Raw genomic sequence first — 24,184 nt, forward strand, 5'->3', positions numbered from 1 at the left:
AACGGTATCAGCCGTCGGAGGCCACCAGCTCGACGAACTCGAAGTCGTAGCGCTGCCACCCGCGTTGCGTTGCCGCCTCGGCCAGTGCGTTGCGCTTCTTCTTCGCTTCGACGAGCGACTTGGTGTGGCCCCAGAAGATCTCGGTCTTGCCGTTGGCCAGCACCGCGACGATTCGCCAGTAATGCGTGAACGGTGTCGCGGTCGGGCCGATCGTCTTCACATAACCGTCGGGCAGCGTCGCGGTGAGGTAGCGTTTCTTGGCCATGACGCTGCCGTTAGCCGTCCGCCGCCCGGACGGAAATGCTTACTCGCTGGCGGCGTCCTCCCCGATGCGATCGAGTGTCGCGATCGCGTCGGCTGGCAACACGATCTCCCCCGCCGCCAAATTCTCGTGCAGATGACCGACCGACGACGTGCCGGGGATCAGCAGGATGCTCGGCGAACGCTGCAACAGCCAGGCGAGCGCGACCTGCATCGGCGTCGCGTCCAGATCTCGTGCGACGTCGGACAGTGCGGACGACTGCAACGGCGAAAACCCACCGAGCGGGAAGAACGGCACATACGCGATCCCCGCCTCGGCCAGCTCGTCGATCAGCGCATCGTCGTCGCGGTGCGCGAGATTATACTGGTTCTGAACGCAGGCGATCGTCGCCATCGCGCGCCCTTCCGCGACCTGCGTCGGCGTGACGTTGCTGAGCCCGATATGGCGGACCAGACCCTGCCGCTGGAGATCGACCAGCGTCGCGAGCGGCTCGGCGATCGAGCCCTCGGCGGGGCCATGCGCGTCGAACATCGCGCGCAGATTGACGATATCGAGCGTCTCCAGCCCCAGGTTGCGCAAATTGTCGTGGACCGCGCTGGTCAGGTCCGCAGCCGAGAAGGCAGGATCCCACGAGCCTTCAGGTCCCCGCCGCGCGCCGATCTTGGTGACGATCACCAAGTCGTCGGCATACGGGTGCAGTGCCTCGCGGATCAGGCGATTGGTGACGTGGGGGCCGTAGAAGTCGCTCGTGTCGATATGGTTCACGCCTGACCCGATTGCCGCGCGAAGCACCGCAATCGCCGCGTCGCGATCCTTGGGAGGCCCGAACACGCCCAGCCCGGCGAGTCGCATCGCACCGTAGCCGAGGCGGTTGACGGTGTGGCCTGCGAGCGGGGCGGTGATGGTGATGCCGTGCGTGGTCATGATCCGGTCCTTTCGAAGTGTGACCTTCATATGGACCGCGTTGGCTGTTACGATAACGCGGCAGTATCGGCACGGGCTGTACGGGAGCGCGCACAATGGCAGTGGATGCAGGCGATCTCTCCGCGTTCGTGACGGTCGCGCGGGCGGGCGGCTTCAGGGACGGCGCACGGATCAGCGGCGGCAGTGCGTCGGGGCTGAGCGAAGCGGTTCGCCGACTGGAGGCGCGGCTCGGCGTACGGTTGCTCAACCGGACGACGCGGAGCGTGGCGCCGACCGAAGCCGGTGCGCGCCTACTCGACCGGCTCGGCCCAGCGCTTGCCGAAGTCGAGGCGGCGCTGGACGTCGTCAACGGCTATCGCGACTTGCCCGCGGGACCGTTGCGGCTGAACGTGTCGGTCAGCGCCGCGCGGCTGGTGCTGCCCGCGATCGTGCCGGCGTTCCTCGCCGCCTATCCCGATATCCGGCTGGAGGTGATCGCCGAGGACAGCTTCGTCGACATGCTCGCGGCGGGGTGCGATGCCGGCATCCGCTACGACGAACGGCTCGAACTCGACATGATCGCGATACCGATCGGTCCGCGTGAGCAACGGTTCGCGACCGCGGCGTCCCCCGACTATCTCGCCCGCCGGGGCACGCCCGTGCATCCCCGCGACCTGCTCGACCACGCCTGTATCCGCGGTCAGTTTTCCAGCGGCTCGATGATGCCCTGGGAGTTCGAGTGCGACGGCGAGATCGTCAAGGTCGAGCCCGGCGGACCGCTGATCGTCCGCGTCGGCGCGGCCACGGATCTCGCGGTCGATGCGGCGCTGGCGGGGACCGGCATCATCCACTTGTTCGAGGATTGGCTGCGACCGCATCTCGACAGCGGTGCGCTGGTGCCGGTGCTGGAGCCGTGGTGGCAGCGCTTCTCCGGTCCGTTCCTCTATTACTCGGGACGGCGGTATCTCCCGGCACCATTGCGCGCGTTCATCGATTTCGTTGCGGCTAGGCGCTCCGAAAAATGATCCACGTCCGACCGTCCGCGGAAATATCTCGAACACACTCGTGCGGCAGGACCGGCGGATGATCCCACGCCCCGTCCCCGACCTTGCGAAACCCGTGCTGCTGGTAGTCGATGACGACCACATGATCCGCACGTTGTTAGCCGAAAGCCTCGGCATGCACGGCTATCAGGTCGAGACCGCGACGAACGCGCAGGAGATGGACGGCGTGCTCGCGCGGTGTGTGGTGTCGCTGATCCTGCTCGACGTGATGATGCCCGGCGAGGACGGCCTGTCGGTGTGTCGTCGACTGGCGCGAACCGGCGCACCCCCGGTGGTGATGCTGAGCGCGCTGGGCGACGAACCCGACCGTATCCTGGGGCTGGAGATCGGTGCGAGCCATTATTTGTCCAAGCCGTGCAGCCCGCGCGAGATACTGGCGACGGTTCGTGCCGCGCTGCGTGCACGCGAGATGCAGGATGCAGGCGACAGCCGCGCGTTCGGGTTCCTCGGCTGGCGCGTCGATTTCGCGGCGCACGAACTGTTCGATCCGGACGGTACGCTGATCGACCTGACCGACGGCGAGTTCGCGGTACTGCGCGCGTTCGTCGAGCGACCACGGCGGGTACTGGCGCGCGATGCGTTGCTGGAGGCGGCACGGGGGCCGGACACCGACGCGTTCGATCGCGCGATCGACGTGCAGGTCAGCCGCTTGCGCCGCAAGCTGCGCTCGCACGACGACGAGATCATCCGGACGATCCGCAACGAGGGCTATTTTTTCGTTCCCCGCGTGGTGCGCCTGTGATGCGCGATATGATTATGCCCGACGAGACGATGCCAGACGAGACGATGCCCGACGAAACGATGCCCGACGAAACGATGCGGGCGGCCAGGATCGGCCCGCCAATACGGCGCAACCCTCAGCGGTCATGGCCGATGTTCCTGCGCATCTTCGTGCTGGGGCTGACGACCGTGCTGCTCGTCCAGGTCCTGAACTTCGCGATCGTGTTGCTGATGCCGCCGCCGCGGCCGCAGATCTTCACCGCCAATCGCGTCGCTGCCGTCGCGCGGACCGGACGCGATCCGACCGGGCAGTTGAAGGTCGAGATAGCGACCGGGTCGCCCCACCCGACCGACAATCCGCGCGACGCTCGGCTCGCCGAATCGATCGCCGCCGATCTCGGGCTTGCGCGGACCAAGGTGACCGTCGAGACCGAGCGATCGGCGATGCCGCTGTTCGCAGGCGCACTCCGGCCGCCGCTGCCGCTCGGCATGGGCCGTTCGGGGCATCTGCCGCCATCGTTCGATAATGCGCTGTTCGGCCCGTTCGTCGTGTCGATCGAGACGCCGAACGGCCGGTGGCGCGTGATCCGGCCGACGCACACAACGATCGGCCCCTGGCGTATGCGGATCGTGCTGTGGTTCCTGGTCGCGATGGTAGTCGCGGCCGCGGTGGCCTGGGTGATGGCGCGGCGCGTGGTAAGGCCGATCGCGCTGTTCGCCGCCGCCGCCGAACGTCTCGGTCGCGATCCGCGCGCCGAACCGCTGCCGATCGTCGGCCCTCCCGAGATCGCCGAGGCGGCGACCGCGTTCAACCTGATGCAGGAGCGGCTGAACCGCTATGTCGAGGATCGGACGACGTTGATAGCGGCGGTCGCCCACGACCTGAGGACGCCGTTGATGCGGCTGTCGTTGCGGCTCGAAAAGGCGCCGGACGATATCCGGGCGGCAAGCGAAGGCGACATCCAGGAGATGAGCGAGCGGATCGGTTCGGCGATGGCGTTCGTCCGCGACATGACCCGGCATGTCCGCCGCCAGCGGCTCGATCTCCGCTCGCTGGCCGAGAGCGTCGCGGACGATTTTGCCGATCGCGGCGATGCGGTGGCGTTGCATCCGGGCGACCCGCTCGCGCTGGAGGGCGATGCGCCGTCGTTGAAGGCGCTGATCGCGAACCTGGTCGGCAATGCCGTCAAATATGCCGGCCATGCCGAAGTGGAGGTGCGCCGGGAGGGTGGGGTGGCGATCGTCGAGGTGTGCGACTCTGGACCGGGCATGGCGCCAGCGGATCTTGCCCGCGCGTTCGAGCCGTTCTTCCGTGCCGAGCAATCGCGCAACCGCGACAGCGGCGGCAGCGGGCTTGGCCTCGCCAGCGTCCGCGCGGTGGCACGCGCGCATGGCGGCGATGCGACGATCGAGAACCGACCGGGCGTCGGATTGCTCGCGCGCGTGACGTTGCCGATCTGAACTGGGCCACGGTCAGCCGAAAAATCGCGGCAACGATCGCGGTGTCAGACGAATATCACGGCATTTCGGGAGATTGCATGCGTATTCTTTATCTCGGCATCGCCGCCGCGCTAGCCGGATGTGCGGCACAGGCTCCGCGCCCTCAGGGTGGACACGGTCCGGCGCGAGGCCGCGGTCAGTTGTTCATCAGTCCGATGGGCGAACCGTTCCGCGCGTCGCTGAAGCCGGGCGCGGCGCAGGATCTGTGGTTCGCGGGCGCAGATACCGATGGCGACGGACGGATCACGCTGGCCGAATTCCAGCATGATGCCGCGCGTTTCTTCGCGGTGCTCGATCGCGGCAAGGACGGCGAGATCGATCCCGACGACATCGCTTACTACGAAAACGTCCTGGTCCCCGAGATTCGCGTCACATCCGGCGGACGCGGGCCGCGGTCCGAAGGTGGCGAGCGCGGCCGTGGCGGACGCGGGCGAGGTGGTGGCGGTGGGTCCGGCGGTCAGGGCATGCAGTTCGGCAATGGCGACAGCAAGAAGAGCACCGCCACCGTCCACGAACGCATCGGCGCCGCGCGCTACGGCTTCTTCGACCTGCCGGAGCCGGTGATTGCGGCCGATGCGAACCTGAACCGCGGCATCGATTCAGGCGAGTTCGCCAAGGCCGCGGCAACGCGCTTCGCCGCGCTCGACCGGAACCATGACGGCGCGCTGACCCATGGCGAACTGCCACGCGCGGGCGGCGAGACGTGGCGGAACGGCTCGGACGAACCGAGCGCCCCGCCTCCGGAACGTCGCGACCCCTGACGATAATGGCGACATCTAATCAGCCGAGCATGCCCGACACGATCCAGCGACGACTGACCGCGGACTTGACGATCGCCGCGCCGCAGCACCGGCAGGCGGAGCGCTGGATCGGCTCGCCCTTCACGTCGCGATGCCGGGATCGCGGCATGTGGCGGCCAATCGCACAATTGCCGGGTCGTGATGGTTCAGCCTGCATACCGCTTCCTTCGTGCGTCGAATGATCGAGCTGGTGGTGTGACAGGCGAAGTTTTCCGCGGTGTTTCGGTAGCCGCGCGTGACACTGAATTCATGTAGCCAAGGCGGTGGTTTCGGCGTTCAGTGCCGGGCACCCCTCGCGGTGTCGTGGCGTTCGTTTCGGCGCGGCGACAGCGCGTCACCTGGAGCCGACCATGGCCGAAGCCGAACTCGTCGCCTTTTCCAATATCCAGTTGCGGCCCGACCCATCGCGGACCGTCATCCGGCCGTTCAACATCGAATATCCCGGCGCGTTCAAGGTCGATGGCCACCCCCGCGCCGCCCGCGTGATCGACCGCGTGCTGTCGCTGTCGCCCGACGAACTTCGCGCCGAGCGTCGTCGCGTGATGGAGTCGCTCGACGAACGCCACCGCGATGTCGACGAGCTTCTCCTGCACCGGTTCGGCGAGATCATGGCGGTGCTGAAGGACCCGCGCGAGATCGACGCCGACCAGAAACTGCTGATCGGCGCCTATCTCAGCGGCGAATATTCGTTCGAGGCAGCCGCGCTGTTCAATCCGAGCATGGTCCTCGATCCCGATCAAGCCAACGCACCCGAAGGCGGCCTGCGCTTCATCCTGTCGCTACGCGGCATCGGCGAAGGCCATGTCTCGTCGGTCACGTTCCGCACCGGGAGCTGGTCGCCCGACGACGGTTTCTCGGTCGATCCCGCGAGCCAGACCGCGGTGCCACCGCGGGTCACACCGACCGATCAGGGCGCAACCGATGGCGGTCCCACCCGGCTGGAATGCGGTGGTAGTCGCGAGTTGTCGGAAACCGTGATCTTCCCGATCCTGCCGAGCCAGCACCAGGGGATCGAGGACCTGCGTCTCGTTCGTTTCGAGGACGAGGGCGAGGTTCATTATCTTGGCACCTATACCGCCTTCAGCGGCTCGGAAGCGCGGTGCGAACTGCTGCGCGGCGAGGACTTCAAGACATTCGAGATGCAGCCGATGCGCGGCGCGGTTTCGGCGACCAAGGGCATGGCGCTGTTCCCACGTAAGATCGACGGGCGCTATGCGATGCTCGGGCGGCAGGATAACGAGAATATCTGGTTCCTGACCTCGGACGATTTGCTGACCTGGGACGGCGGCACCAAGATCGTCGAGCCGAAATGGCCGTGGGAGTTCATCCAGATGGGCAATTGCGGCTCACCGATCGAGATCGACGAGGGCTGGCTGGTACTGACCCACGGCGTCGGCAGCGTCCGTAATTACTGCATCGGCGCATGCCTGCTCGACAAGGCCGACCCGACCAAGCTGCTCGCCCGCATGACCGATCCGCTGATCGTGCCAAGCCCGAGCGAGCGCGACGGCTACGTCCCCAACGTCGTCTATAGCTGCGGCGGGATTGTCCATGATCGCACGCTGTTGCTGCCGTTCGGGGTGGCCGACAATTTCGCCTCGTTCGCGTCCGTCGATGTCGGGCGGCTGCTTGCGGCGATGGCGTGAGAAGCGGGTCCGCGCTCGGCAGTAAAATGTGTCCCCGCGAAGGCGGGGACCCAGCCTGGGCTCCCGCCTTCGCGGGAGAACAATCTTACGCTGCGTTCGGCGTCCTGGCGCGTTCGACAATCAGCCCGGCCCCCGCAAAATCTTCCACGGCAACCGCTTCGATCTGCCGCTCGATCCCCCGCGTCAGGCTCGCCGGTACGCTCACCACGAAACCCCGCGCGAGCAGGCCATCGACCGCCCAACGGACGCAGTAATCCGCCGCAACCCCGATTACCGTGACATCGGTGACGCCGGTCGCGGCCAGCGCGGCGAAAAAGTCTTCGCGCAGGATCGTCGGCCGCTCGGCATCTCGCGCATCCTCGATCGCAAGCCCGGGTTCGGCCCACATGTCGAACACCCCCTTCTCGATCCGCCACACCGGGATCGTTGAGTCGACCAGCGCGATGTCGAGCATGTTGCCCCACCCCCGCGTCCCCCGCACGCAGTGGATCGGAAACATCTCCGCTTCGGGAGAGGCTGCGTACGTCTCGGCAAAATGCGTGTCGAACGTGAACAGGACGCCCACAGTCTCGTGCGGCTCCAGCGCGGAAAGCCACGCGCCCATCGGCGCGACCAGCCCCTCCGCCCCCGCCACGCTCAGCGCGCCCTCGCCCGCCATGAAATCCCACTGCGTATCCACCACGACCACGAACCGCGCCATCGCCCGTCTCCTTTGCCGCCTGCTTGACACAAACGCGTCTTGTCGGACACCCGCAGCCTCACGCAACGCAGGAGCCCACGCGCATGGCCGTGACCGATATCGCCACCCGGACGTACAATCACAATTTCCGGCTCGATCCGATCGTCCGCAGCCTGCTGGATACCGATTTCTACAAGTTGTTGATGTTGCAGATGATCCGGCAGGTCTACCCGGACGTCAGCGCGACCTTCGCCCTGATCAACCGGACCAAGACCGTGCGGCTCGCCGAGATCGTCGACGAAGACGAACTGCGCGCACAGCTCGATCACGCACGCACGCTCCGGTTCGCCAAGAAGGAGTTGATCTGGCTCGCCGGCAACAGTTTCTACGGCAAGCAAAAGATGTTCGGGCCCGAGTTCCTCGCGTGGCTCGCCGAGTTCCAGCTGCCGGCGTACGATCTGCGCAAGGTCGACGGCCAGTATGAGCTGCATTTCGAGGGGCCTTGGAGCCACACGACGATGTGGGAAATCCCCGCGCTGACGATCATCAACGAGCTGAAATCGCGCGCGGCCCTGCGCGGTCGCGGGCGGTTCGCGCTCGACATCGTTTATGCGCGCGCCAAGGCCAAGCTGTGGGAGAAGGTCGAGCGGTTGCGCGAGCTGCCCGACCTGGTGCTGTCGGATTTCGGCACGCGGCGGCGGCATGGGTTTCTGTGGCAGCGCTGGTGCGTCGAGGCGCTGAAGGAAGGGCTCGGCGACCGGTTCATCGGCACGTCCAACGTGCTGCTGGCGATGGACGCCGACCTGGAGGCGATCGGCACGAACGCGCACGAACTGCCGATGGTGACCGCCGCGCTGGCCGAGAGCGACGCCGAGCTTGCCGAGGCGCCGTACCGCGTGCTCGAGCATTGGCGGCAACATTATAATGGCAACCTCCTGATCGCGCTGCCCGACGCGTTCGGTACGACCGCGTTCCTGCGCAACGCACCGCACTGGCTGTCCGAATGGACCGGCTTCCGACCCGACAGCGCGCCACCGATCGCGGGTGGCGAGCAGATCATCCGGTGGTGGGAGGAGCAGGGCGTCGATCCGAAGACCAAGCTGCTGATCTTCTCCGACGGGATGGACATCGACACGATCGAGCAGACGTATCGCCATTTCCACGGGCGGGTGCGGATGAGCTTCGGCTGGGGGACAAACCTGACCAACGATTTCCGCGGCTGCGATCCAGATGGGGCAGCGGCGTTGGAGCCGATCTCGCTGGTCTGCAAGGTGATCGAGGCCAACGGGCGGCCGGCGGTTAAGCTGTCGGATAATCCGGCCAAGGCGACCGGCGAGCCTGCGGAGATTGCGCGGTATCTGCGGGTATTCGGAGAAGCGGACCGCGAGACCGCGCCGGTTTTGGTATGACCCTATCGATCCTCCCCCGTCAGGGGGAGGTGGCTGGCCCTTGCCAGACGGAGGGGGAGGAAAGGGAAACCTCGGTTCCGTATCCGCCCCCTCCGTCAGGCTGACGCCTGCCACCTCCCCCTGGCGGGGGAGGATCGCAAGGCGACTTGCTCGCCCTAGTCCTCGACCAGTTTCATGAACCGCCGCTCGACCGGGGCCAGCACCGGCCCGAGTTCATGCCCGCGCTTCACCACCGCACCGGCCTCGCCGATCAGCGCCCACATGCCCTGCTTGTTACGCAGCGACGGGCGCTTCTCGATCCGGAACTCGGGCCTCTCGGCGGCCCGGCGGAAGGCGGCGAAGACCGCGGCATCCTTGCCCAGATCGATCGCATAGTCGCGCCAGTGGCCCGCCGCGACCATCCGGCCGTAAAGATCCAGGATCCGGTTCAGCTCGAGGCGTTCGAAGCCGACCTGAGTCGCCTTGGACGGTGTGGGAAAAGGGACGACGCCCATCAGTTATCCACCATCATGCGCGGTCGCGGCGGTTCTCTGGATGCTCGTCCGCGAGCAGCGCGTCGAGCCGCTTGCGCATAGTCTCCAGCTCGCAGCGCATGATCTCCATCTTCTGCGTGGCGGGATCGAACATCTCGCTGCACGGCGTCCCGTAGGGCACGAAGCGCGGCACCTCGGGCGCGTTGCCGCCCTCGATCGTCGTCGCGCGCGCGGGGATGCCGACGACCGTCGTGCCCGCAGGCACGTCGCGCGTGACGACCGCGTTGGCGCCGACCCGCGAGCGCTTCCCGAGCGTGATCGGGCCCAGCACCTGCGCACCCGAGCCGATGATCGCGCCATCGGAAATGGTCGGATGGCGCTTGCCCTGCACGCCGTTGTCCGGACTGGTCCCGCCAAGCGTGACGCACTGGTAGATCGTCACGTCGTCGCCGATCTCCGCGGTCTCGCCGATCACGACGAAACCGTGGTCGATGAAGAAATTGCGGCCGATCGTCGCGCCCGGATGGATGTCGATCGCCGTCGTGAACCGCGACCAGTGGTTGACGCAGCGCGCGAGGAAATAAAGCTTCGCCTTGTACAGGCGGTGCGCGATGCGGTGATAACCGAGCGCCCAGACGCCTGGGTACAGCATGATTTCGGCGCGCGAATGCGGGGCGGGATCGCGGGCGCGGATCGAATCCAGATAGGCCAGTAATCCGCTCGACATCCGCAGTCCCCTTCGCGATTTCCGTATCTAGGGTATCGAACGACCGATTTCCAGAACCGCACGCAAGGGCTGCTTCAACGCATCGGGATCGGGGTAAAGCCTATCTTTGTTGTGGGATAAGCCCGCGCGTTGCACTCTGCGCGCGATATTGAGGGGATGCCGATGTTCGACCTGACGACCTTGAGCTTCGAGACGCTGTTGCCGTTTATCCTGGTCGGGTTCGCCGCGCAGATCGTCGATGGCGCGCTGGGGATGGCGTTCGGGGTGATTTCGAACACGCTGCTGCTGTGGGTCGGCGTGCCACCGGCCGCGGCATCGGCGGGCGTGCATACCGTCGAGACCTTCACCACCGCGGTGTCGGGGATCAGCCATGTGCTGCACAAGAACGTCAACTGGACGCTGTTCCTGCGGTTGATGATCCCGGGCGTGATCGGCGGCGTGCTGGGCGCGTACGTGCTGTCGAACATCGATGCGAGCACCGCCAAGCCGTTCATCCTCGCGTATCTGACGTCGATCGGCGTGTACCTGCTGTACCGGGGCTTGCGCTATCCGCCCAAGCAGAAGGAGCCGAAGATCGTCGAGCCGCTCGGACTCGTCGGCGGTTTCCTCGATGCGGCCGGCGGTGGCGGCTGGGGCCCGGTGGTGACGTCGAATCTGTTGGTCCAAGGTGCATCGCCACGGACAACGATCGGCACGGTGAACACCGCCGAGTTCTTCCTCACCGCGACGATCTCCGCGACGTTCATCACGCAGCTCGGCTGGGCGGCGTTCACGCAGGCGACCGTAGGGCTGCTGATCGGCGGCGTCCTGGCCGCACCATTCGGCGCGATGCTCGCCAAACGCGTGCCAGCGAAGACGCTGATGGTCCTGGTCGGCGTGATACTGACGATTACCAGCCTGTTAGGCCTCTACCGCGCGATCTGGCACTGATTTCGGGGTGCCGACGGGCCGTGCGCCGAGCCGGCCGACCCGTTGTGCGCTGCGGAACAACACCGCTGGTATTATCGACTACGCACTCTATTTATCCATCGATGATCGATAGAGGCGATTAATGGCTGCAACCTACCTACCGACCCTCAAGCAACTGCAATATCTCGTTGCGTTGAAGGATCACGGTCATTTTGGGCGCGCGGCAGAGGCGTGTTTCGTGACGCAATCGACATTGTCGGCGGGCCTCCGCGAACTGGAAACGTTGATCGGCGTCGTCTTGGTGGAGCGTACCCGCCGCGTGGTGCGGTTCACGCCACTGGGCGACGGAATCGCCGGGAAGGCGCGGCGGGTGTTGCGCGAGGCGGAGGAACTGGGGGACATGGCGCGTGCCGCCGGCCAGCCCCTGTCGGGCGACATGCGGATGAGCGTCATCCCGACCATAGCGCCGTTCATGCTCCCGCGGATCCTGCCACGGTTGCGGAAGGACTATCCCGACCTGAAGCTGTTCCTGCGCGAGGAGCCGAGCGGCCCGGCGTGCGAGGGCCTGCACAACGGGCGTACCGACTGCGTGCTGCTGGCCCTGCCTTATGCCTGTGGTGAGGTGACGTCGGAGACGCTGTTCGAGGACCGGCTGTTTGTGGCGTATCCCTCGGGCGAGGAACCGACCGCCCTGCCCGCGATCCCGGCTTCGGCGATCGATGAGGCGCGGTTGCTGCTGCTCGAGGACGGGCATTGCCTGAAGGATCATGCACTTGGCGCGTGCAACCGGCCCGAGCTGCGCGCGGAAGCGACGATGCTCGGGACGTCCCTCCATACGATCGTCCAGATGGTCGACAACGGGCTGGGCATCACGATGCTGCCCGAGATGGCGCTGAAGGCGGGGATTCTCGACAACACGAATATTACCGCAAGGCCGCTCGACGAGATCAACGCCGTGCGCAAAATCGCCTTGGTATGGCGCCGGGCCAGTCCGCGCGAGAAGGATTTCCGGTTGATGGCGAAGGCCCTGGCCGACGTTCAATAGCCCGCAAACCTACTCCCGTCCCTGGAAGGGAGAGGTCGGATGTGGGTCGGCCGGCTTTAGACCATAACCGCTCGCCAATGCGGAAGCAGACCATAATCGCTCGCCAATGCGGAAGCCAACCCACCCCTACCCCTCCCTTCCAGGGGGATCGTCGCGTTTCAGGCCCGCTTGCGGTTCGTCCAGGTGCGAGATCGGCACGCGTGCGCAACCAACTTCGCGTTCGATCGTATGAATTTCAGTTTCGGTGGAGAATTAACGATGTCGAAGACGCTTCCGTTGCTGCTGATGACGAGTGCACTGGCGCTCGCCGCGTGTAGCGGCAAATCGAAGGACGACGTAGCCAGTCCGTCGACCAATCCCGCGCTCGCCGTCCCGAACGGCCCGCCCGCGGTAGCCAACCCAACGGTCGGCGGCGTGCCGATGATGGCCACGCGGACGATCGTCGACAATGCGTCGGCCGCGCCGAACCTGTCGACGCTCGTGGCTGCCGTGAAGGCCGCCGACCTCGTCGGCATGCTGTCGGGCCCGGGTCCGTTCACGGTTTTCGCACCGACCAACGACGCGTTCGGCCGTCTCGCGCCCGGCATGGTCGACACCTTGTTAAAGCCAGAGAACAAGGCGTCGCTGACCAAGGTCCTGACGTATCACGTAGTGGCGGGCGCCATCACAGCCGACGACCTGCGCCAGCGCATCGCGGCCGGTGGCGGTTCGGCAACCTTGACCACGGTCGAGGGCGATCCGATCACCGCGACGCTGGTAGGTGCAGTGATCGCACTCACCGACGTCAACGGTAACAAGAGTTACATCGAGACCGCAGATGTCCGCCAGTCGAACGGTGTGGTCCACGTCGTGAACGGCGTTATCGTGCCGAAATTGAGCTGATTTTCGCGAAGTCAGGTTCCGTTCATCGCGCCGATGCTACATCTCATCGGGAAATTGATTGAGCTTGACTTACCGATCACCCAGCTCTGTTCGTTCGAGTTTCATACGTCCCATTAACACTCTCTGGAGTTGCAGATGACTGTCAAGACGAACCTTATGATTGCAGCCGCATCGAGCCTGCTCCTTGCGACCGGTGCGACCGCACAGACGACCGCACCGGCGGCGCCTCGGACGACAGCACCGACGACGACTGCTCCCACGGCAGCGGTGCCGGGCGCGACCACGGCGGCACCACAGGCTGCCGGTGCGCCCGCCGCCTCGACAGCCGCGGCGACTACGACGATTGCCGCCGCGCTGCCGACGCTGCCGAACCGCGCGACGCTTGCCAAGCTGGTGACGGCCGCGAAGTTGCAGGCGACGCTCGCAGGTCCCGGACCGTACACGCTGTTCGCGCCGAGCGACGAAGCCTTCACGCGACTTCCGGTCGGTGCGCTCGACACGCTGCTGAAGCCTGAGTCGGCGCCAACGCTCGCGACGATCATCAAGTATCACGTCGTGGCAGGTGCGATCACGGCCGACCAGTTGAAGGCGCAGATCACTGCAGGCGGTGGCAAGGCCACGTTGACGACGCTAGCAGGCCAGCCGCTGATCGCAGGGCTTGGGCCGAACGGAAACATCGAGTTGACCGACACGGCCGGTATCAAGTCGTATGTCGATACGGCGGACATCAAGGAGACGAACGGCGTCGTTCACCTTACCAACGGCATGAGCGTCCCGAAGCTCGGCTGAAGTATCGCGGGCCGCGGTTCCCTTAGGAGGCGCGGCCCGCCATAATTGTTTTCCTGCGAAGGCGGGGACCCGGTTTGGGCTCCCGCCTTCGCGGAAGAAAACGTTCGGGTGGCTGCGTTTATGTTTGCGTCGCTTCCCACCGGGCAGCAGCAGCATGATCTCCGTCACGCGCTTCAACCCAACTAGCCTCGGCACCGCGCGTTTCGCGCTTCCAGAACGGCGCATCGGTCTTCAGGCGGTCAATCACATACGTGCAGGCCTCGAGCGCCGCGCCGCGGTGCGCTGCCGTTGCCGCGACGAACACGATCCGCTCCCCCGGATGCATAGGCCCGACGCGGTGCACGATAACCGCTGCACTCAGCGACCACCGTTCGATTGCACCCTCGGCCACCTTGAGCAACGCCGCCTCGGTCGCCCCCGGATAATGTTCGAGTTCGAGCGTTCCGACGCCGTCGTCCGCGCGCACGAGCCCGGTGAACGTTGCCACCGCGCCCGCCCCCGCTGCTTCCGCGCGCGTCATTTCCGCGGCGATGTCGATCGGCGACTGCTGGACGGAGATATGGATCATCCGCCCGTCACCGGCGGAAAGATCGCAATCTCTCGCGCCGCGCCGATCGGCGTCTCGAGCGGCACGAAGTCCTGGTCGATCGCCGCGCGCAGCCGCGACCGGTTCTCGAACGCCTCCGCATGCGGCGCACTCGTTGCCGCCAGCCAGTCGACCAGGTCGGCGACCGTGACGACGCTCGCAGGTGGGTCGACCGACTCTTCACCCGTGCCGATACGCTCGCGCACCCAGGCGAAATACACCATCCGTATCGTCATTTTCAGTCCATGTGCTTCAGGCCGACGCGGAGGTAATCCCACCCGGTCAGCAGCGTGAGGACGGCCGCACCCCACAGCGAGACGATGCCGACATTATGGACCCAGAGCATGTCGGGCACTACTCCGCCGAGGATGATACCGCCGAGCGACACGAGCTGCAGCGTCGTCTTCCACTTGGCGAGCTGCGATACCGGCACCGACACCTGCACTTGCGCCAGGAACTCGCGCAGGCCCGACACCGCGATCTCGCGCAGCAGGATCACCAGTGCGGCGATGATGTGGACGCCGGGGATATCGCGCGTCCCGACTAGGATCAGGATCACCGCCGCGACCATGATCTTGTCGGCGATCGGATCGAGGAAAATGCCCAGTCGCGACACCGCGCCGCTCGATCGCGCGAGGTAGCCGTCGAAATAATCGGTGATGCCCATCAGGCAGTACAGTACGAAGGCGATGCCGTACCCCGCCTCCCAGTCGGGCCACCACAGGAACCAGACCAGCAGGGGCACCGCGACGATCCGCGACAATGTCAGGAGGTTAGGCAAGCTCAGCACCCACCACCCCTATACCGGTCGGTCGCGGGGCGAAACCGGTTTAACGTTGGCGTGCGGATGACGCTCGGCTAAGGGTTCGACACATTACCGCAACGATCAGGGCTATTTCCCGTCATGCTCAATGCCCTCGGGTTGCTGAAGCAACGTCGCTTCCTGCCCCTGTTCACCACGCAGTTTCTCGGCGCGTTCAACGATAACCTGTTCAAGACCTCGATGGTCCTGTTCGCGACCTATGCCGTCTTCAACGATCCGAAGATGGAGGCCAATTTCAACGCGCTGGCGACGGGACTCGGCATCCTGCCGTTCTTCCTGCTGTCCGCACTCGCCGGGCAATTGGCGGACAGCGAAGACAAGGCGCGGATCATCCGGATCGTGAAGACGGTCGAGATCGGCATCATGCTGCTCGGCGCGACCGGCCTGATGGTCGCGCGTGCCGGGCACCCGTCGCTGGGGATCGGGCTGATGCTCGGTGCGGTGCTGTGCCTCGGCGTGCACTCGACGTTCTTCGGGCCGATCAAATACGCGATCCTGCCGCAGCATTTGAAACCGTGCGACGTGCTCGGCGGCACTGGGCTGGTCGAGGCAGGGACGTATCTCGCGATCCTGTTGGGCACGGTCACCGCAGGCTGGATTCCGATCGAGGGCGCCGCCGCCAGCGTGCTGGTGGTTGCGGTTATAGGCTGGTTCTCCGGCCGCCAGGTGCCGCCGGCACCGCGCGAAGGCCCGCCGCTGAAGCTTGACTACAACCCGTTCACCGCATCATGGCGATTGATCAGTGCGACGCTGCATATCCCGCGGCTGTTCCTCGCGATCGTCGCGATCAGCTTCTTCTGGACGATCGGCGCAGTGCTCATCATCGTCTTTCCGCCACTGGTAAAGAACGTGCTGACCGCCGACGAGCGAGTCGCAAGCTTTGTGATCGCCGTGTTCTCGGTCGGGGTCGCGATCGGCTCGGTGGTCATCAACTCGATGCTGCGCGGGCGGATTTCCGCGAAGTTCTCGCCCGCGTCGGTGATCGCGATGGGCTGCTTCGTCGTGCTGTTCTCGTTCCTGGCACGCAACTGGACGCCCGCGGCTCCGGGGCATTATTACGACTGGGCGGGGTTCATCCATCAGCCGGGTGCAATCCCCGTGCTGGCGACGCTGCTGGCGATCGCGATCACCGGCGGGATGTTCGTCGTGCCGCTCTACGCGTTCCTGACGACGACCGTCGAGAAGGACCAGACCGCGCGCACCGTGGCGGCGAACAACGTCGTCAATTCGGGCGCGATGACGATCGGCTCGATCCTCGTCATCGGCATCACCGCGATGGGCGTAACGCCCGAGGACATGCTGTTTCTCGTCGCGGCGATGTGCCTGGTTTCGGCATGGCTCGCGCAAAAGCTCCACCGAGCCTGCGACGACGACTCGGTCGGGTGTTTGCCGACATTGAGAGAGTAGCCTCAAACCCAATTCCGTTCGCCCTGAGCGAAGTCGAAGGGTGAGTCCCAAACGCCGGTGCTTCGACTGCGCTCAGCTCGAACGGAAAAGGGTGCGGGAATGCTTCAGAAGATGAAACTGTAGAAGCAGGTGAAGAACGCGCCGAAGCTGAGGAGGAACAGCTTGATGTCTTGATCATCGTTCCTTGCGCTCGCGATCACCGGCGGCGGCAGCGAACGGCGCAGCGGGTGGCGGGCGGCTTCGTTGGTAAGGACTAGGCGTCTGGTCATGATGCAAACGTTAACGTCGCGTTTACCAATTCGACCAGTGGCAAAGGTGGTTAAGGTGGCGGCGTCCGGCAATGGGACAGAAATGGACCCGCGGTGACGGTCCGAAAACTCTCCGCTACGCCGCTATCCTTGCGTAAAAACCGGGTATAAGCTCCCGACTTTCCCCGCGATTCTGCGGGTGCGAGGACCCGAACCATCGAGCAGATCGGCGCACTTCCCTATGTGATCGACGAAGTCGGCCACGCCCGCGTCATGCTGATCACCTCGCGCGACACCGGCCGCTGGGTGATCCCCAAGGGCAACCCCATTGTAGGCCTCGCCAGCCACGAGGCCGCCGCGCAGGAGGCGTATGAGGAAGCCGGCATCCGCGGCATCCCTTGCCCGTCTCCGGTCGGACAATTCGCGTACCGAAAACGCCGCCGCACGGGCCGCTACCGCGACATGATCGTCACCGTGTTTCCGCTCGCATTCGTCGAGCAAGTCGACGACTGGCCCGAGCGTCATCAACGCGACACACGCTGGTTTACGCTTGATCGCGCGGCGGAGGCTGTCAATGAGCCCGGCCTGAAGGCGCTGATCGCTGCTTTCCGTGAGCCGCCGATCCCGGCGTCGCTCGCGCAACGTATCTTACCCGTCGTACGCACGAGTGCGAAAAGGAGAATTCCGATGCTGGGCTGGTTCCAGTCGCTGATGCCGAAGCAGGGACGGTTCTTCGAACTGTTCGACGCGCATGCCGCGACCCTGGTCGCCGGCGCCGATGCGCTTGCACGGCTGCTCCACGGCGAAGGCTCGATCGAGGGTCAGATCGCCGAGATCGTCAAGCGCGAGCACGAGGCCGACGATATCACGCGCGAGGTGTTGCAAGACGTCCGCCGCGTGTTCGTGACGCCGTTCGACCGCAGTGCGATCACGGATTTGATCGGCGTTATGGACGACGCGATCGACCAGATGAACGGTACCGCCAACGCGATCGCACTGTACGAGGTCACCGAGTTCTCGCCGCAGATGCGCGACATGGCGGGTATCATCGTAGAGGCCGCCCGGATCACCGCGGAGGCGATCCCGCTGCTGCGCTCGCTCGGCACCAACGCGGGGCGGCTGCACGACCTGACTGCGCGGCTGATCCAGATCGAGGGTCATGCCGACGATATCCACGACACGGGCCTGCGCGCGCTGTTCCAGGCCTCGAAGATCAGTGCGGACCCGATGACCTTCATCATCAACCGCGAGATCTACAGCAGCCTGGAAAAGATCGTCGACCGCTTCGAGGACGTCGCGAACGAGATCCAGGGGCTGGTCATCGACCATGCTTGAAGTGACGTACGAGTCGCGACGCTCCAACAAGGCGCCACCCCGGCGAAGGCCGGGGCCCAGTTGGGGGACGGTAATAACTGAGGGCGGTACGCTGTTACTGCGACCTCTCCAACTGGGCCCCGGCCTTCGCCGGGGTGGTGGAGTGGTTGAGAGAGCGGCGGCGCACCTTATCCGCGTAACCGCGGGCGGCCGCGCATGATCCTCTCCCTCCCGCTCCTCATCAGCCTCATCGGCATCGCGCTGCTGTTCGACTTCCTGAACGGCCTCCACGACGCGGCGAACTCGATCGCCACCGTCGTCTCCACGCGTGTGTTGAAGCCCCAATACGCCGTCCTCTGGGCGGCGTTCTTCAACTTCATCGCGTTCGCGGTGTTCGGCCTCCACGTCGCGCAGACCGTCGGCACCGGCATCGTCCAGGCGCACGTCATCGACGCGCAGGTGATCTTCGCCGCGCTAATGGGTGCGATCGCGTGGAACGTCATCACCTGGGTGCTCGGCATCCCCTCGAGCAGCAGCCACGCGCTGATCGGCGGGCTCCTGGGGGCCGGCATCGCCAAGGTCGGCTTCGGCGCGATCGTCTGGAAAGGCGTCATCGCCACCGTCCTCGCGATCTTCGCCTCGCCCGCGATCGGCCTGATGCTGGCGCTCGTGCTCGTCCTGATCGTCGCCTGGACCAGCCTCAAGCTCACCCCGCTCGGCGTCGACAAGCGTTTCCGCAAGCTCCAGTTGATCTCCGCCGCGCTCTACTCGCTCGGCCACGGCGGCAACGACGCGCAGAAGACGATGGGGATCATCGCCGTTCTGCTGTATTCGCAGGGCCTGCTCGGCGGCGAATTCCATGTGCCGCTCTGGGTCGTGCTGTCCTGCCAGACGGCGATGGCGCTCGGCACGCTGTCCGGCGGCTGGCGGATCGTCCACACGATGGGCTCGAAGATCACCCGTCTCACTCCCGCACAAGGGTTCTGCGCGGAAACCGGCGGCGCGATCACGCTGTTCGCGGCGACCTTCTGGGGCATCCCCGTATCGTCGACTCACACCATCACTGGTTCGATCGTCGGCGTCGGCGCAGCGCGGCGCCTGTCCGCCGTCCGCTGGAACGTCGCCAGCAACATCGTCGTGGCCTGGACGCTGACGCTGCCTGCCGCGGGACTGATCGGCGCCGGCACGTACTGGCTCGTCGGACTGTTCGTCTAAGCGAGAAATAGTTGAGGCTGGTCCACCGCCGCTACGTCATCGTGTCGGAGCGGCGGCGTTCTTGCTCGTCCGTACGCCGCTCCACCGCGAAACGGGGAGCGGCGTATCGGCCAGACCGCCTATTTGATCCCGCCGCCCTGCAACGGCGCGACCGCGTCCTTGCCGAACTTCATGATCAGCTCGCCGATCTCGCGCGCCTGGCTCATGCTGCGCTGGCTCTGCTCGCGCAGGTAATCGCCCTGGATCTTCATCACCTGGCTCAGGTCGCTGGCGCTCGCCGCCTCGCGCATCGCCGCGAAGGCCTCGCGCGCATTCTGCTCGGCCTGGTCGATCATCGCCTTGCCGATCGTCGCGCCGCCCTCGGCGATCTTGCCGCCGGATTCCTTCATCGCCTCGCCCGCACGCCGCGCCGGATCGACCACCTTCTCCGAGAACGCATCGCGCGCCTTCTCGGCATTCTCGCGCATCGTGTCCGCCGCGCCCTTGGCCGCATCCGCCGCGCGGTCGGTCGCCGCCTTGCTCGCGTTCGCACCGTCATCGACTGCCTGCTTGAAGTCGTCCGCCATCGTCTCGCTCCTGTGTTGCGCCATCGGTTGGTCGAAGTTTCAACCGGTATGATCGGCTTTGGTTGCGCCCGCCAGCTTGCACCCGCGCGCATTACTCACGATAGGTCGCGCGGCTTTTACGGGGAACGTCCATGCGCATCACGATGATCGGTTCTGGCTATGTCGGCCTGGTGTCCGGCGCCTGCTTTTCGGATTTTGGGCATGACGTGATCTGCGTCGACAAGGACCAGTCGAAGATCGACGCGCTGCTCGCCGGCCGGATGCCGATCTTCGAGCCCGGCCTCGACCAGCTCGTAGCGTCGAACGTGGCCGCGGGCCGGCTGACCTTCACCACCGATCTCGCCAGCGCGGTCGCGGGCGCGGATGCGATCTTCATTGCGGTCGGCACGCCGTCACGCCGCGGTGATGGCCACGCCGACCTCAGCTACGTGTTCGCCGCCACCGAAGAGATCGCTGCGGCGGTTACCGGCCCGACCGTGGTCGTGACCAAGTCGACCGTCCCCGTCGGCACCGGCGACCGAGTCGAGGCGATCTTCCGTGAAAAGCGCGCGGACGTCGACGTGGCGGTCGTCTCCAACCCAGAATTCCTGCGCGAGGGCGCCGCGATCGGCGACTTCAAGCGCCCCGACCGCATCGTCATCGGCACAGAGGACGAGCGCGCCAAACAGGTCATGCGCGACGTCTACCGCCCGCTCTATCTCAACGAATTGCCGATCCTGTTCGTCGGTCGCCGCACGTCCGAGCTGATCAAATACGCGGCGAACGCGTTCCTAGCGACCAAGATCACCTTCATCAACGAGATCGCGGACCTGTGCGAAGTGGTCGGTGCCGATGTGCAGGACGTGTCGCGCGGGATCGGGCTCGACAACCGGATCGGCAAGAAATTCCTTCACGCCGGGCCGGGCTATGGCGGCTCGTGCTTCCCCAAGGACACGCTAGCGCTGCTCAAGACCGCCGAGGATTACGACACCCCGGTCCACATCGTCGAAGCCGTCGTGAAGGTGAACGACAGCCGCAAGCGCGCGATGGGCCGGAAAGTCCTGCACGCGCTCGGCGACAACCCCCGCGGCAAGACGGTCGCGCTGCTCGGCCTCACGTTCAAGCCCAACACCGACGACATGCGCGACGCCCCCAGCCTCGCGATCGCGACCGCACTCGCCGACGCCGGCGTAACGGTCCGCACGCACGACCCCGAGGGCATGGCGCCCGCCAAGGCGATGATGCCCGACCTCGTCTACTGCACCGACGCCTATGACGCGGCCGAGGGTGCCGACGCGGTCGTTATCGTGACCGAATGGGATGCCTATCGCGCACTCGATCTTGCGCGGCTGAAGCGCGTGATGGCCGGGCCGGTGATGGTCGATCTCCGCAACGTCTATCAGCGCGCCGACGTCGAACAGGCCGGGTTCGCCTACACCGCCGTCGGTCGGTGAGCGTCCCGGCAACATATTCCAGTCACTGGACCTTTTGCGCGCTCTCACTATATACCGAACGGTATGAATAGGCTTTGCACGCTCACCGCCCCCAAGGGCCGCCCCCGCGAGTTCGATCTCGACCAGGCACTGGCGGGTGCGTTGCGCGTGTTCTGGCGCAATGGGTACGAGGGCGCATCGATGGCGGAACTGACCGCCGAGATGAAGATTACCAAGCCCAGCCTGTACGCCGCGTTCGGCAACAAGGAGGCGCTGTTTCACAAGGCGCTCGACCTCTACGAGCGCGAGAAGCTCGCCTATATGACGTCCGCGCTCGACGCGCCGACCGCCCGTGCCGTAGCGGAAAACCTGCTCCGCGGTGCGTTGCAGATGCAGATGAGCACCTGCGACCCCAAGGGGTGCCTCAGCGTGATCAGCAGCGTCGCATGCAGCGCCGAAGCCGAGCCGATCAAGGCCGAAGTCGCCAAGCGCCGCGCGTCGTCCGAAGCCGCGCTGATGAGGCGGTTCGACGAAGCCAAGGCCGCGGGCGAGTTCCCCGACGGCCTCGAGTCGCACGCGCTGATGCGCTACCTCTTCGCGATCATGCAGGGGCTGTCGATTCAAGCTGGTTCGGGCGCGAGCTGCACCGAGCTCCAGCAGCTCGTCGAGACGAGCATGCTCATGTGGCCAACCAAATAGACACGCTTTCTACCGCGCCGCGGAAAAAATACCGGCCGGTACAAAAGTCTTGTTGACTAGATGAACGTCAGGTTTATATACCGACTGGTATCGAAGCTCTCTCCTACTTCGGATGGGGCAGCCGGGGACACCAACCCATGACCACGGTTCAAACCTAAGACGGCTTCGGCCTGATTTTCGAAAATTCCAAGCGGGCAAGCGCGGCACGGTGATGTGCCGGCAACGACCGCGCACGCCCTGCGACCAGCTGACGTCGGTGGACAGTCCACCGACGAAGGCCAGCGCTTGCCCAAGATCAAAAGGGGGACAATCCCATGGCTTATCTCGACCTCGACAACATGTTCGCTTCGCCCGTCACCAGCCGCACGCAGGCCGTGGCAGCCCCTGCCCCGACCGGCTTTTCCGCGCTGGAATGGAGCGTCATCGCCCTCGCCAAGCGCGACACGTTGCGCAGCCTGTCCGGCCCGAGCCGCATGTCGCGGGCAATGGGCAGCCTGTTCGGCCTGAGCACCGCGTCGCGGCTCGCCGACCCCCGGCTCGAGGCGCTGCGGCGGATGGCCGTGTACGCCTGGCGTCGCGGCTTCGCGCTGCCGATGGCCGAGATCCAGGGCTTCCTCGCCGCCGGCTTTGCCGAGGCACAGATCGAAACGCTCGTCGAGAGCGTGACCGGCATGCGCGTCGGCATCCAGCAGAAGCGGAGCATCGCAGCGTGAACCAACTTACCACGATCACGGCCGCGAACGACGCCGACGTCGTCGCGTCGCCGCCCGCGGACCGTCACCGACGGCCGGCGTGGCAGCGCGGCGCGATGGTGCTCGTGCCGATCGCGCTGCTCGGCGCGGTCGGCGTGAAGATGTTCGATCATCCCGACGCGGCGATGGCGGCCCCCCCGCCCGCCTCCGTCACGGTCGCGTCGCCGCTGGTACGGCAGGTCAGCGAATGGGACGATTATGTGGGCCGCTTCGCACCGAGCCGCACCGTCGAGATCCGTCCGCGCGTAGCAGGCGAAGTCACCGGCATCCATTTCCGCGATGGTGAGATCGTCAGCAAGGGGCAGCTGCTCTTCACGATTGACTCCCGCCCGTTTGCGGCTGCCCTGGCTGAGGCGCATGCCAATGTCGCCAGTGCAAAGAGCGCGCTTTCTCTGGCCCGCACCGATCTCGGTCGCGCACAGCGATTGGTCGCTGACGAAGCGGTCTCCGCAGGCGAAGTCGACGCCCTGCGCGGTCGGCTCGAAGCAGCTCAGGCCGCACTGGCCGCGGCGCAGGCTCGCGAACGCGCCCGTGCGCTCGATGTCGGCTTCACGCAGGTTCGCGCACCGATCGGCGGTCGCATCTCCGATCGCCGCGTCGATGCGGGCAATCAGGTCGCGGGCGGCGAAGGTACCGGCGGCACGGTGCTGACGACGATCAACGCGCTCGACCCGATCTACTTCACGTTCGACGGCTCTGAGGCGCTGTACCTCAAGACGCAACGCGCACGTCAGCCCGGCGCGACGCCGGCCGCGGTAGAGATCCAGTTGCAGGACGAGACCGAGCATCGCTGGAAGGGCAAACTCGATTTCACCGACAACGGCCTCGACCAGCGGTCGGGCACGATCCGTGGTCGTGCGGTGCTCGCCAACCCGGGGTATTTCCTGACGCCGGGGATGTTCGGCAACATGCGCCTCGCGAGTGCGGGGACGCGGCAGGCTCTGCTGGTGCCCGACGATGCGGTGCAGACCGATCAGGTGCGGAAGGTTCTGCTGACGATCGATGCGAAGAACGTCGTGAGCCAGAAGCCGGTCGAGCTTGGGCCGGTGGTCGATGGCCTCCGCATCGTGCGCTCGGGGATCGGGCCTAACGACCGGATCATCATCCAAGGCACGCAGATGGCGATGCCCGGCGCGACCGTCGCGCCGAAGGTCGGCCGGATCGTGGTGGCGTCGGGTACGACTGCGCCGGCATCGGTCCAGCCCATCTCGGGTGAAGCCACCCTCGCCAAGTAACCACCACCCCGGCGAAGGCCGGGGCCCAGGTGGGATAGCGTTTCGACGTAATTATTGCGGTTCGCCCAACTGGGCCGCGGCCTGGGTTCCCATCGAAGTAATACTTCGATGGGGCCCTG

General features: G+C 65.7%; 28 protein-coding genes. 17 read left to right on the top strand and 11 right to left on the bottom strand.

All coding sequences use genetic code 11. The features are described from left to right. Positions 1-7 precede the first annotated feature (7 nt). Together AC1MH0_RS05000 and AC1MH0_RS05005 are read right to left on the bottom strand one after the other, a co-directional pair. Positions 8-265 carry a hypothetical protein gene (locus tag AC1MH0_RS05000; protein ID WP_107962814.1) on the bottom strand — a complete coding sequence of 86 codons (258 nt, stop codon included), beginning with the start codon at positions 263-265 and terminating at the stop codon, positions 8-10. A gap of 39 nt (positions 266-304) precedes the next feature. Then, entirely contained in the window at positions 305-1,186 is an 882-nt protein-coding gene (locus AC1MH0_RS05005) for an aldo/keto reductase family oxidoreductase (RefSeq protein ID WP_480964964.1), read from the bottom strand. 95 nt (positions 1,187-1,281) lie between these two features. On the opposite strand from AC1MH0_RS05005, the gene AC1MH0_RS05010 reads away from it, so the two are divergent. The 4 genes from AC1MH0_RS05010 (at position 1,282) to AC1MH0_RS05025 (ending at position 5,210) form a co-directional block, all read left to right on the top strand. After that, entirely contained in the window at positions 1,282-2,190 is a 909-nt protein-coding gene (locus AC1MH0_RS05010; RefSeq protein ID WP_480964965.1) for a LysR family transcriptional regulator, read from the top strand. Between the two features lie 58 nt (positions 2,191-2,248). Continuing rightward, positions 2,249-2,971 carry a response regulator gene (locus tag AC1MH0_RS05015; RefSeq protein ID WP_480964966.1) on the top strand — a complete coding sequence of 241 codons (723 nt, stop codon included), beginning with the start codon at positions 2,249-2,251 and terminating at the stop codon, positions 2,969-2,971. Further along, entirely contained in the window at positions 2,971-4,410 is a 1,440-nt protein-coding gene (locus AC1MH0_RS05020; protein WP_480964967.1) for a sensor histidine kinase, read from the top strand. Before AC1MH0_RS05015 ends, AC1MH0_RS05020 begins: the two co-directional genes overlap by 1 nt. Positions 4,411-4,487: 77 nt before the next feature. Then, positions 4,488-5,210 (top strand): EF-hand domain-containing protein, encoded by a 723-nt coding sequence (locus tag AC1MH0_RS05025; protein WP_480964968.1) that lies wholly within the window; start codon positions 4,488-4,490, stop codon positions 5,208-5,210. 19 nt (positions 5,211-5,229) lie between these two features. Here the strand turns inward: AC1MH0_RS05025 and AC1MH0_RS05030 are convergent, their stop codons facing one another. Further along, positions 5,230-5,358 (bottom strand): hypothetical protein, encoded by a 129-nt coding sequence (locus tag AC1MH0_RS05030; protein ID WP_480964969.1) that lies wholly within the window; start codon positions 5,356-5,358, stop codon positions 5,230-5,232. 241 nt (positions 5,359-5,599) lie between these two features. Here AC1MH0_RS05030 and AC1MH0_RS05035 point away from each other — a divergent pair, with 241 nt between their 5' ends. Beyond that, entirely contained in the window at positions 5,600-6,895 is a 1,296-nt protein-coding gene (locus tag AC1MH0_RS05035) for a glycoside hydrolase family 130 protein (RefSeq protein WP_480964970.1), read from the top strand. An 85-nt stretch (positions 6,896-6,980) separates the two neighbouring features. Here AC1MH0_RS05035 and AC1MH0_RS05040 read toward each other — a convergent pair whose 3' ends face one another. Next, positions 6,981-7,595 carry an isochorismatase family protein gene (locus tag AC1MH0_RS05040; RefSeq protein WP_480964971.1) on the bottom strand — a complete coding sequence of 205 codons (615 nt, stop codon included), beginning with the start codon at positions 7,593-7,595 and terminating at the stop codon, positions 6,981-6,983. Positions 7,596-7,678: 83 nt separating this feature from the next. Between AC1MH0_RS05040 and pncB the strand changes: the two genes are divergently transcribed. Further along, positions 7,679-8,983 (top strand): nicotinate phosphoribosyltransferase, encoded by a 1,305-nt coding sequence (gene pncB / locus AC1MH0_RS05045; RefSeq protein WP_480964972.1) that lies wholly within the window; start codon positions 7,679-7,681, stop codon positions 8,981-8,983. 155 nt (positions 8,984-9,138) lie between these two features. Here the strand turns inward: pncB and AC1MH0_RS05050 are convergent, their stop codons facing one another. Together AC1MH0_RS05050 and epsC are read right to left on the bottom strand one after the other, a co-directional pair. Beyond that, entirely contained in the window at positions 9,139-9,477 is a 339-nt protein-coding gene (locus AC1MH0_RS05050; protein WP_056051400.1) for a DUF2794 domain-containing protein, read from the bottom strand. Between the two features lie 13 nt (positions 9,478-9,490). After that, complete coding sequence (epsC, locus tag AC1MH0_RS05055) at positions 9,491-10,183, bottom strand: serine O-acetyltransferase EpsC (protein WP_480964973.1); 693 nt, start codon at positions 10,181-10,183, stop codon at positions 9,491-9,493. Positions 10,184-10,345: 162 nt separating this feature from the next. Between epsC and AC1MH0_RS05060 the strand changes: the two genes are divergently transcribed. The 4 genes from AC1MH0_RS05060 to AC1MH0_RS05075 all read left to right on the top strand — a co-directional run bounded on the left by AC1MH0_RS05060 (position 10,346) and on the right by AC1MH0_RS05075 (position 13,808). Further along, positions 10,346-11,113 carry a sulfite exporter TauE/SafE family protein gene (locus tag AC1MH0_RS05060; RefSeq protein ID WP_480964974.1) on the top strand — a complete coding sequence of 256 codons (768 nt, stop codon included), beginning with the start codon at positions 10,346-10,348 and terminating at the stop codon, positions 11,111-11,113. Between the two features lie 121 nt (positions 11,114-11,234). Beyond that, complete coding sequence (locus AC1MH0_RS05065) at positions 11,235-12,137, top strand: hydrogen peroxide-inducible genes activator (protein ID WP_480964975.1); 903 nt, start codon at positions 11,235-11,237, stop codon at positions 12,135-12,137. A 258-nt stretch (positions 12,138-12,395) separates the two neighbouring features. Continuing rightward, the gene (locus AC1MH0_RS05070) at positions 12,396-13,019 is read left to right on the top strand and encodes a fasciclin domain-containing protein (protein WP_480964976.1); all 624 of its coding nucleotides are present in this window, start codon (positions 12,396-12,398) and stop codon (positions 13,017-13,019) included. A 135-nt stretch (positions 13,020-13,154) separates the two neighbouring features. After that, complete coding sequence (locus tag AC1MH0_RS05075) at positions 13,155-13,808, top strand: fasciclin domain-containing protein (protein WP_480964977.1); 654 nt, start codon at positions 13,155-13,157, stop codon at positions 13,806-13,808. A 118-nt stretch (positions 13,809-13,926) separates the two neighbouring features. Here AC1MH0_RS05075 and AC1MH0_RS05080 read toward each other — a convergent pair whose 3' ends face one another. The 3 genes from AC1MH0_RS05080 to pgsA are packed head-to-tail and all read right to left on the bottom strand — an operon-like array spanning position 13,927 to position 15,184. Further along, complete coding sequence (locus AC1MH0_RS05080) at positions 13,927-14,376, bottom strand: molybdenum cofactor biosynthesis protein MoaE (protein WP_480964978.1); 450 nt, start codon at positions 14,374-14,376, stop codon at positions 13,927-13,929. Further along, positions 14,373-14,630 (bottom strand): molybdopterin converting factor subunit 1, encoded by a 258-nt coding sequence (moaD, locus tag AC1MH0_RS05085; RefSeq protein ID WP_480964979.1) that lies wholly within the window; start codon positions 14,628-14,630, stop codon positions 14,373-14,375. The genes AC1MH0_RS05080 and moaD overlap by 4 nt, the downstream gene beginning before the upstream one ends. A 2-nt stretch (positions 14,631-14,632) precedes the next feature. Beyond that, positions 14,633-15,184 (bottom strand): CDP-diacylglycerol--glycerol-3-phosphate 3-phosphatidyltransferase, encoded by a 552-nt coding sequence (pgsA, locus tag AC1MH0_RS05090; protein ID WP_480964980.1) that lies wholly within the window; start codon positions 15,182-15,184, stop codon positions 14,633-14,635. 114 nt (positions 15,185-15,298) lie between these two features. Here pgsA and AC1MH0_RS05095 point away from each other — a divergent pair, with 114 nt between their 5' ends. Then, positions 15,299-16,624, top strand: coding sequence for an MFS transporter (locus AC1MH0_RS05095; RefSeq protein WP_480964981.1), 1,326 nt, complete (start codon positions 15,299-15,301; stop codon positions 16,622-16,624). A gap of 104 nt (positions 16,625-16,728) precedes the next feature. Here the strand turns inward: AC1MH0_RS05095 and AC1MH0_RS05100 are convergent, their stop codons facing one another. Further along, entirely contained in the window at positions 16,729-16,893 is a 165-nt protein-coding gene (locus AC1MH0_RS05100; protein ID WP_480964982.1) for a hypothetical protein, read from the bottom strand. 195 nt (positions 16,894-17,088) lie between these two features. Between AC1MH0_RS05100 and AC1MH0_RS05105 the strand changes: the two genes are divergently transcribed. Both AC1MH0_RS05105 and AC1MH0_RS05110 read left to right on the top strand, forming a co-directional pair. Further along, the gene (locus tag AC1MH0_RS05105) at positions 17,089-18,207 is read left to right on the top strand and encodes a DUF47 family protein (RefSeq protein WP_480965679.1); all 1,119 of its coding nucleotides are present in this window, start codon (positions 17,089-17,091) and stop codon (positions 18,205-18,207) included. 195 nt (positions 18,208-18,402) lie between these two features. Beyond that, positions 18,403-19,401 (top strand): inorganic phosphate transporter, encoded by a 999-nt coding sequence (locus tag AC1MH0_RS05110; RefSeq protein WP_480964983.1) that lies wholly within the window; start codon positions 18,403-18,405, stop codon positions 19,399-19,401. A 119-nt stretch (positions 19,402-19,520) separates the two neighbouring features. Here AC1MH0_RS05110 and AC1MH0_RS05115 read toward each other — a convergent pair whose 3' ends face one another. Beyond that, complete coding sequence (locus tag AC1MH0_RS05115; RefSeq protein ID WP_480964984.1) at positions 19,521-19,967, bottom strand: phasin family protein; 447 nt, start codon at positions 19,965-19,967, stop codon at positions 19,521-19,523. Between the two features lie 131 nt (positions 19,968-20,098). Between AC1MH0_RS05115 and AC1MH0_RS05120 the strand changes: the two genes are divergently transcribed. The 4 genes from AC1MH0_RS05120 to AC1MH0_RS05135 all read left to right on the top strand — a co-directional run bounded on the left by AC1MH0_RS05120 (position 20,099) and on the right by AC1MH0_RS05135 (position 24,065). Continuing rightward, positions 20,099-21,400: a UDP-glucose dehydrogenase family protein gene (locus AC1MH0_RS05120; RefSeq protein WP_480964985.1), complete on the top strand. Its 1,302-nt coding sequence runs from the start codon at positions 20,099-20,101 to the stop codon at positions 21,398-21,400. Between the two features lie 63 nt (positions 21,401-21,463). Further along, complete coding sequence (locus tag AC1MH0_RS05125) at positions 21,464-22,078, top strand: TetR/AcrR family transcriptional regulator (protein WP_480964986.1); 615 nt, start codon at positions 21,464-21,466, stop codon at positions 22,076-22,078. A 314-nt stretch (positions 22,079-22,392) separates the two neighbouring features. Next, positions 22,393-22,791, top strand: a complete 399-nt coding sequence (locus AC1MH0_RS05130; RefSeq protein WP_093400325.1) for a hypothetical protein — start codon at positions 22,393-22,395, stop codon at positions 22,789-22,791. Continuing rightward, a complete protein-coding gene (locus AC1MH0_RS05135; protein WP_480964987.1) occupies positions 22,788-24,065 on the top strand; it encodes an efflux RND transporter periplasmic adaptor subunit in 1,278 nt (425 codons plus the stop codon). Before AC1MH0_RS05130 ends, AC1MH0_RS05135 begins: the two co-directional genes overlap by 4 nt. Positions 24,066-24,184 lie beyond the last annotated feature (119 nt).

The sequence above is a fragment of the Sphingomonas sp. AP28 genome, assembly GCF_056680455.1.

What these genes read in the sequence shown, in the direction of transcription:
- AC1MH0_RS05100 (WP_480964982.1), bottom strand. Translation starts at nt 16,893, where the DNA reads ATGACCAGACGCCTAGTCCTTACCAACGAAGCCGCCCGCCACCCGCTG.
- AC1MH0_RS05130 (WP_093400325.1), top strand. Translation starts at nt 22,393, where the DNA reads ATGGCTTATCTCGACCTCGACAACATGTTCGCTTCGCCCGTCACCAGC.
- AC1MH0_RS05025 (WP_480964968.1), top strand. Translation starts at nt 4,488, where the DNA reads ATGCGTATTCTTTATCTCGGCATCGCCGCCGCGCTAGCCGGATGTGCG.
- AC1MH0_RS05125 (WP_480964986.1), top strand. Translation starts at nt 21,464, where the DNA reads ATGAATAGGCTTTGCACGCTCACCGCCCCCAAGGGCCGCCCCCGCGAG.
- epsC (WP_480964973.1), bottom strand. Translation starts at nt 10,183, where the DNA reads ATGTCGAGCGGATTACTGGCCTATCTGGATTCGATCCGCGCCCGCGAT.
- AC1MH0_RS05005 (WP_480964964.1), bottom strand. Translation starts at nt 1,186, where the DNA reads ATGACCACGCACGGCATCACCATCACCGCCCCGCTCGCAGGCCACACC.
- moaD (WP_480964979.1), bottom strand. Translation starts at nt 14,630, where the DNA reads ATGACGATACGGATGGTGTATTTCGCCTGGGTGCGCGAGCGTATCGGC.
- AC1MH0_RS05065 (WP_480964975.1), top strand. Translation starts at nt 11,235, where the DNA reads ATGGCTGCAACCTACCTACCGACCCTCAAGCAACTGCAATATCTCGTT.
- AC1MH0_RS05040 (WP_480964971.1), bottom strand. Translation starts at nt 7,595, where the DNA reads ATGGCGCGGTTCGTGGTCGTGGTGGATACGCAGTGGGATTTCATGGCG.
- AC1MH0_RS05035 (WP_480964970.1), top strand. Translation starts at nt 5,600, where the DNA reads ATGGCCGAAGCCGAACTCGTCGCCTTTTCCAATATCCAGTTGCGGCCC.
- AC1MH0_RS05015 (WP_480964966.1), top strand. Translation starts at nt 2,249, where the DNA reads ATGATCCCACGCCCCGTCCCCGACCTTGCGAAACCCGTGCTGCTGGTA.
- AC1MH0_RS05000 (WP_107962814.1), bottom strand. Translation starts at nt 265, where the DNA reads ATGGCCAAGAAACGCTACCTCACCGCGACGCTGCCCGACGGTTATGTG.
- AC1MH0_RS05060 (WP_480964974.1), top strand. Translation starts at nt 10,346, where the DNA reads ATGTTCGACCTGACGACCTTGAGCTTCGAGACGCTGTTGCCGTTTATC.
- AC1MH0_RS05070 (WP_480964976.1), top strand. Translation starts at nt 12,396, where the DNA reads ATGTCGAAGACGCTTCCGTTGCTGCTGATGACGAGTGCACTGGCGCTC.
- AC1MH0_RS05115 (WP_480964984.1), bottom strand. Translation starts at nt 19,967, where the DNA reads ATGGCGGACGACTTCAAGCAGGCAGTCGATGACGGTGCGAACGCGAGC.
- AC1MH0_RS05120 (WP_480964985.1), top strand. Translation starts at nt 20,099, where the DNA reads ATGCGCATCACGATGATCGGTTCTGGCTATGTCGGCCTGGTGTCCGGC.
- AC1MH0_RS05030 (WP_480964969.1), bottom strand. Translation starts at nt 5,358, where the DNA reads ATGCCGCGATCCCGGCATCGCGACGTGAAGGGCGAGCCGATCCAGCGC.
- AC1MH0_RS05050 (WP_056051400.1), bottom strand. Translation starts at nt 9,477, where the DNA reads ATGGGCGTCGTCCCTTTTCCCACACCGTCCAAGGCGACTCAGGTCGGC.
- AC1MH0_RS05110 (WP_480964983.1), top strand. Translation starts at nt 18,403, where the DNA reads ATGATCCTCTCCCTCCCGCTCCTCATCAGCCTCATCGGCATCGCGCTG.
- AC1MH0_RS05080 (WP_480964978.1), bottom strand. Translation starts at nt 14,376, where the DNA reads ATGATCCATATCTCCGTCCAGCAGTCGCCGATCGACATCGCCGCGGAA.
- AC1MH0_RS05075 (WP_480964977.1), top strand. Translation starts at nt 13,155, where the DNA reads ATGACTGTCAAGACGAACCTTATGATTGCAGCCGCATCGAGCCTGCTC.
- AC1MH0_RS05095 (WP_480964981.1), top strand. Translation starts at nt 15,299, where the DNA reads ATGCTCAATGCCCTCGGGTTGCTGAAGCAACGTCGCTTCCTGCCCCTG.
- pncB (WP_480964972.1), top strand. Translation starts at nt 7,679, where the DNA reads ATGGCCGTGACCGATATCGCCACCCGGACGTACAATCACAATTTCCGG.
- AC1MH0_RS05020 (WP_480964967.1), top strand. Translation starts at nt 2,971, where the DNA reads ATGCGCGATATGATTATGCCCGACGAGACGATGCCAGACGAGACGATG.
- AC1MH0_RS05010 (WP_480964965.1), top strand. Translation starts at nt 1,282, where the DNA reads ATGGCAGTGGATGCAGGCGATCTCTCCGCGTTCGTGACGGTCGCGCGG.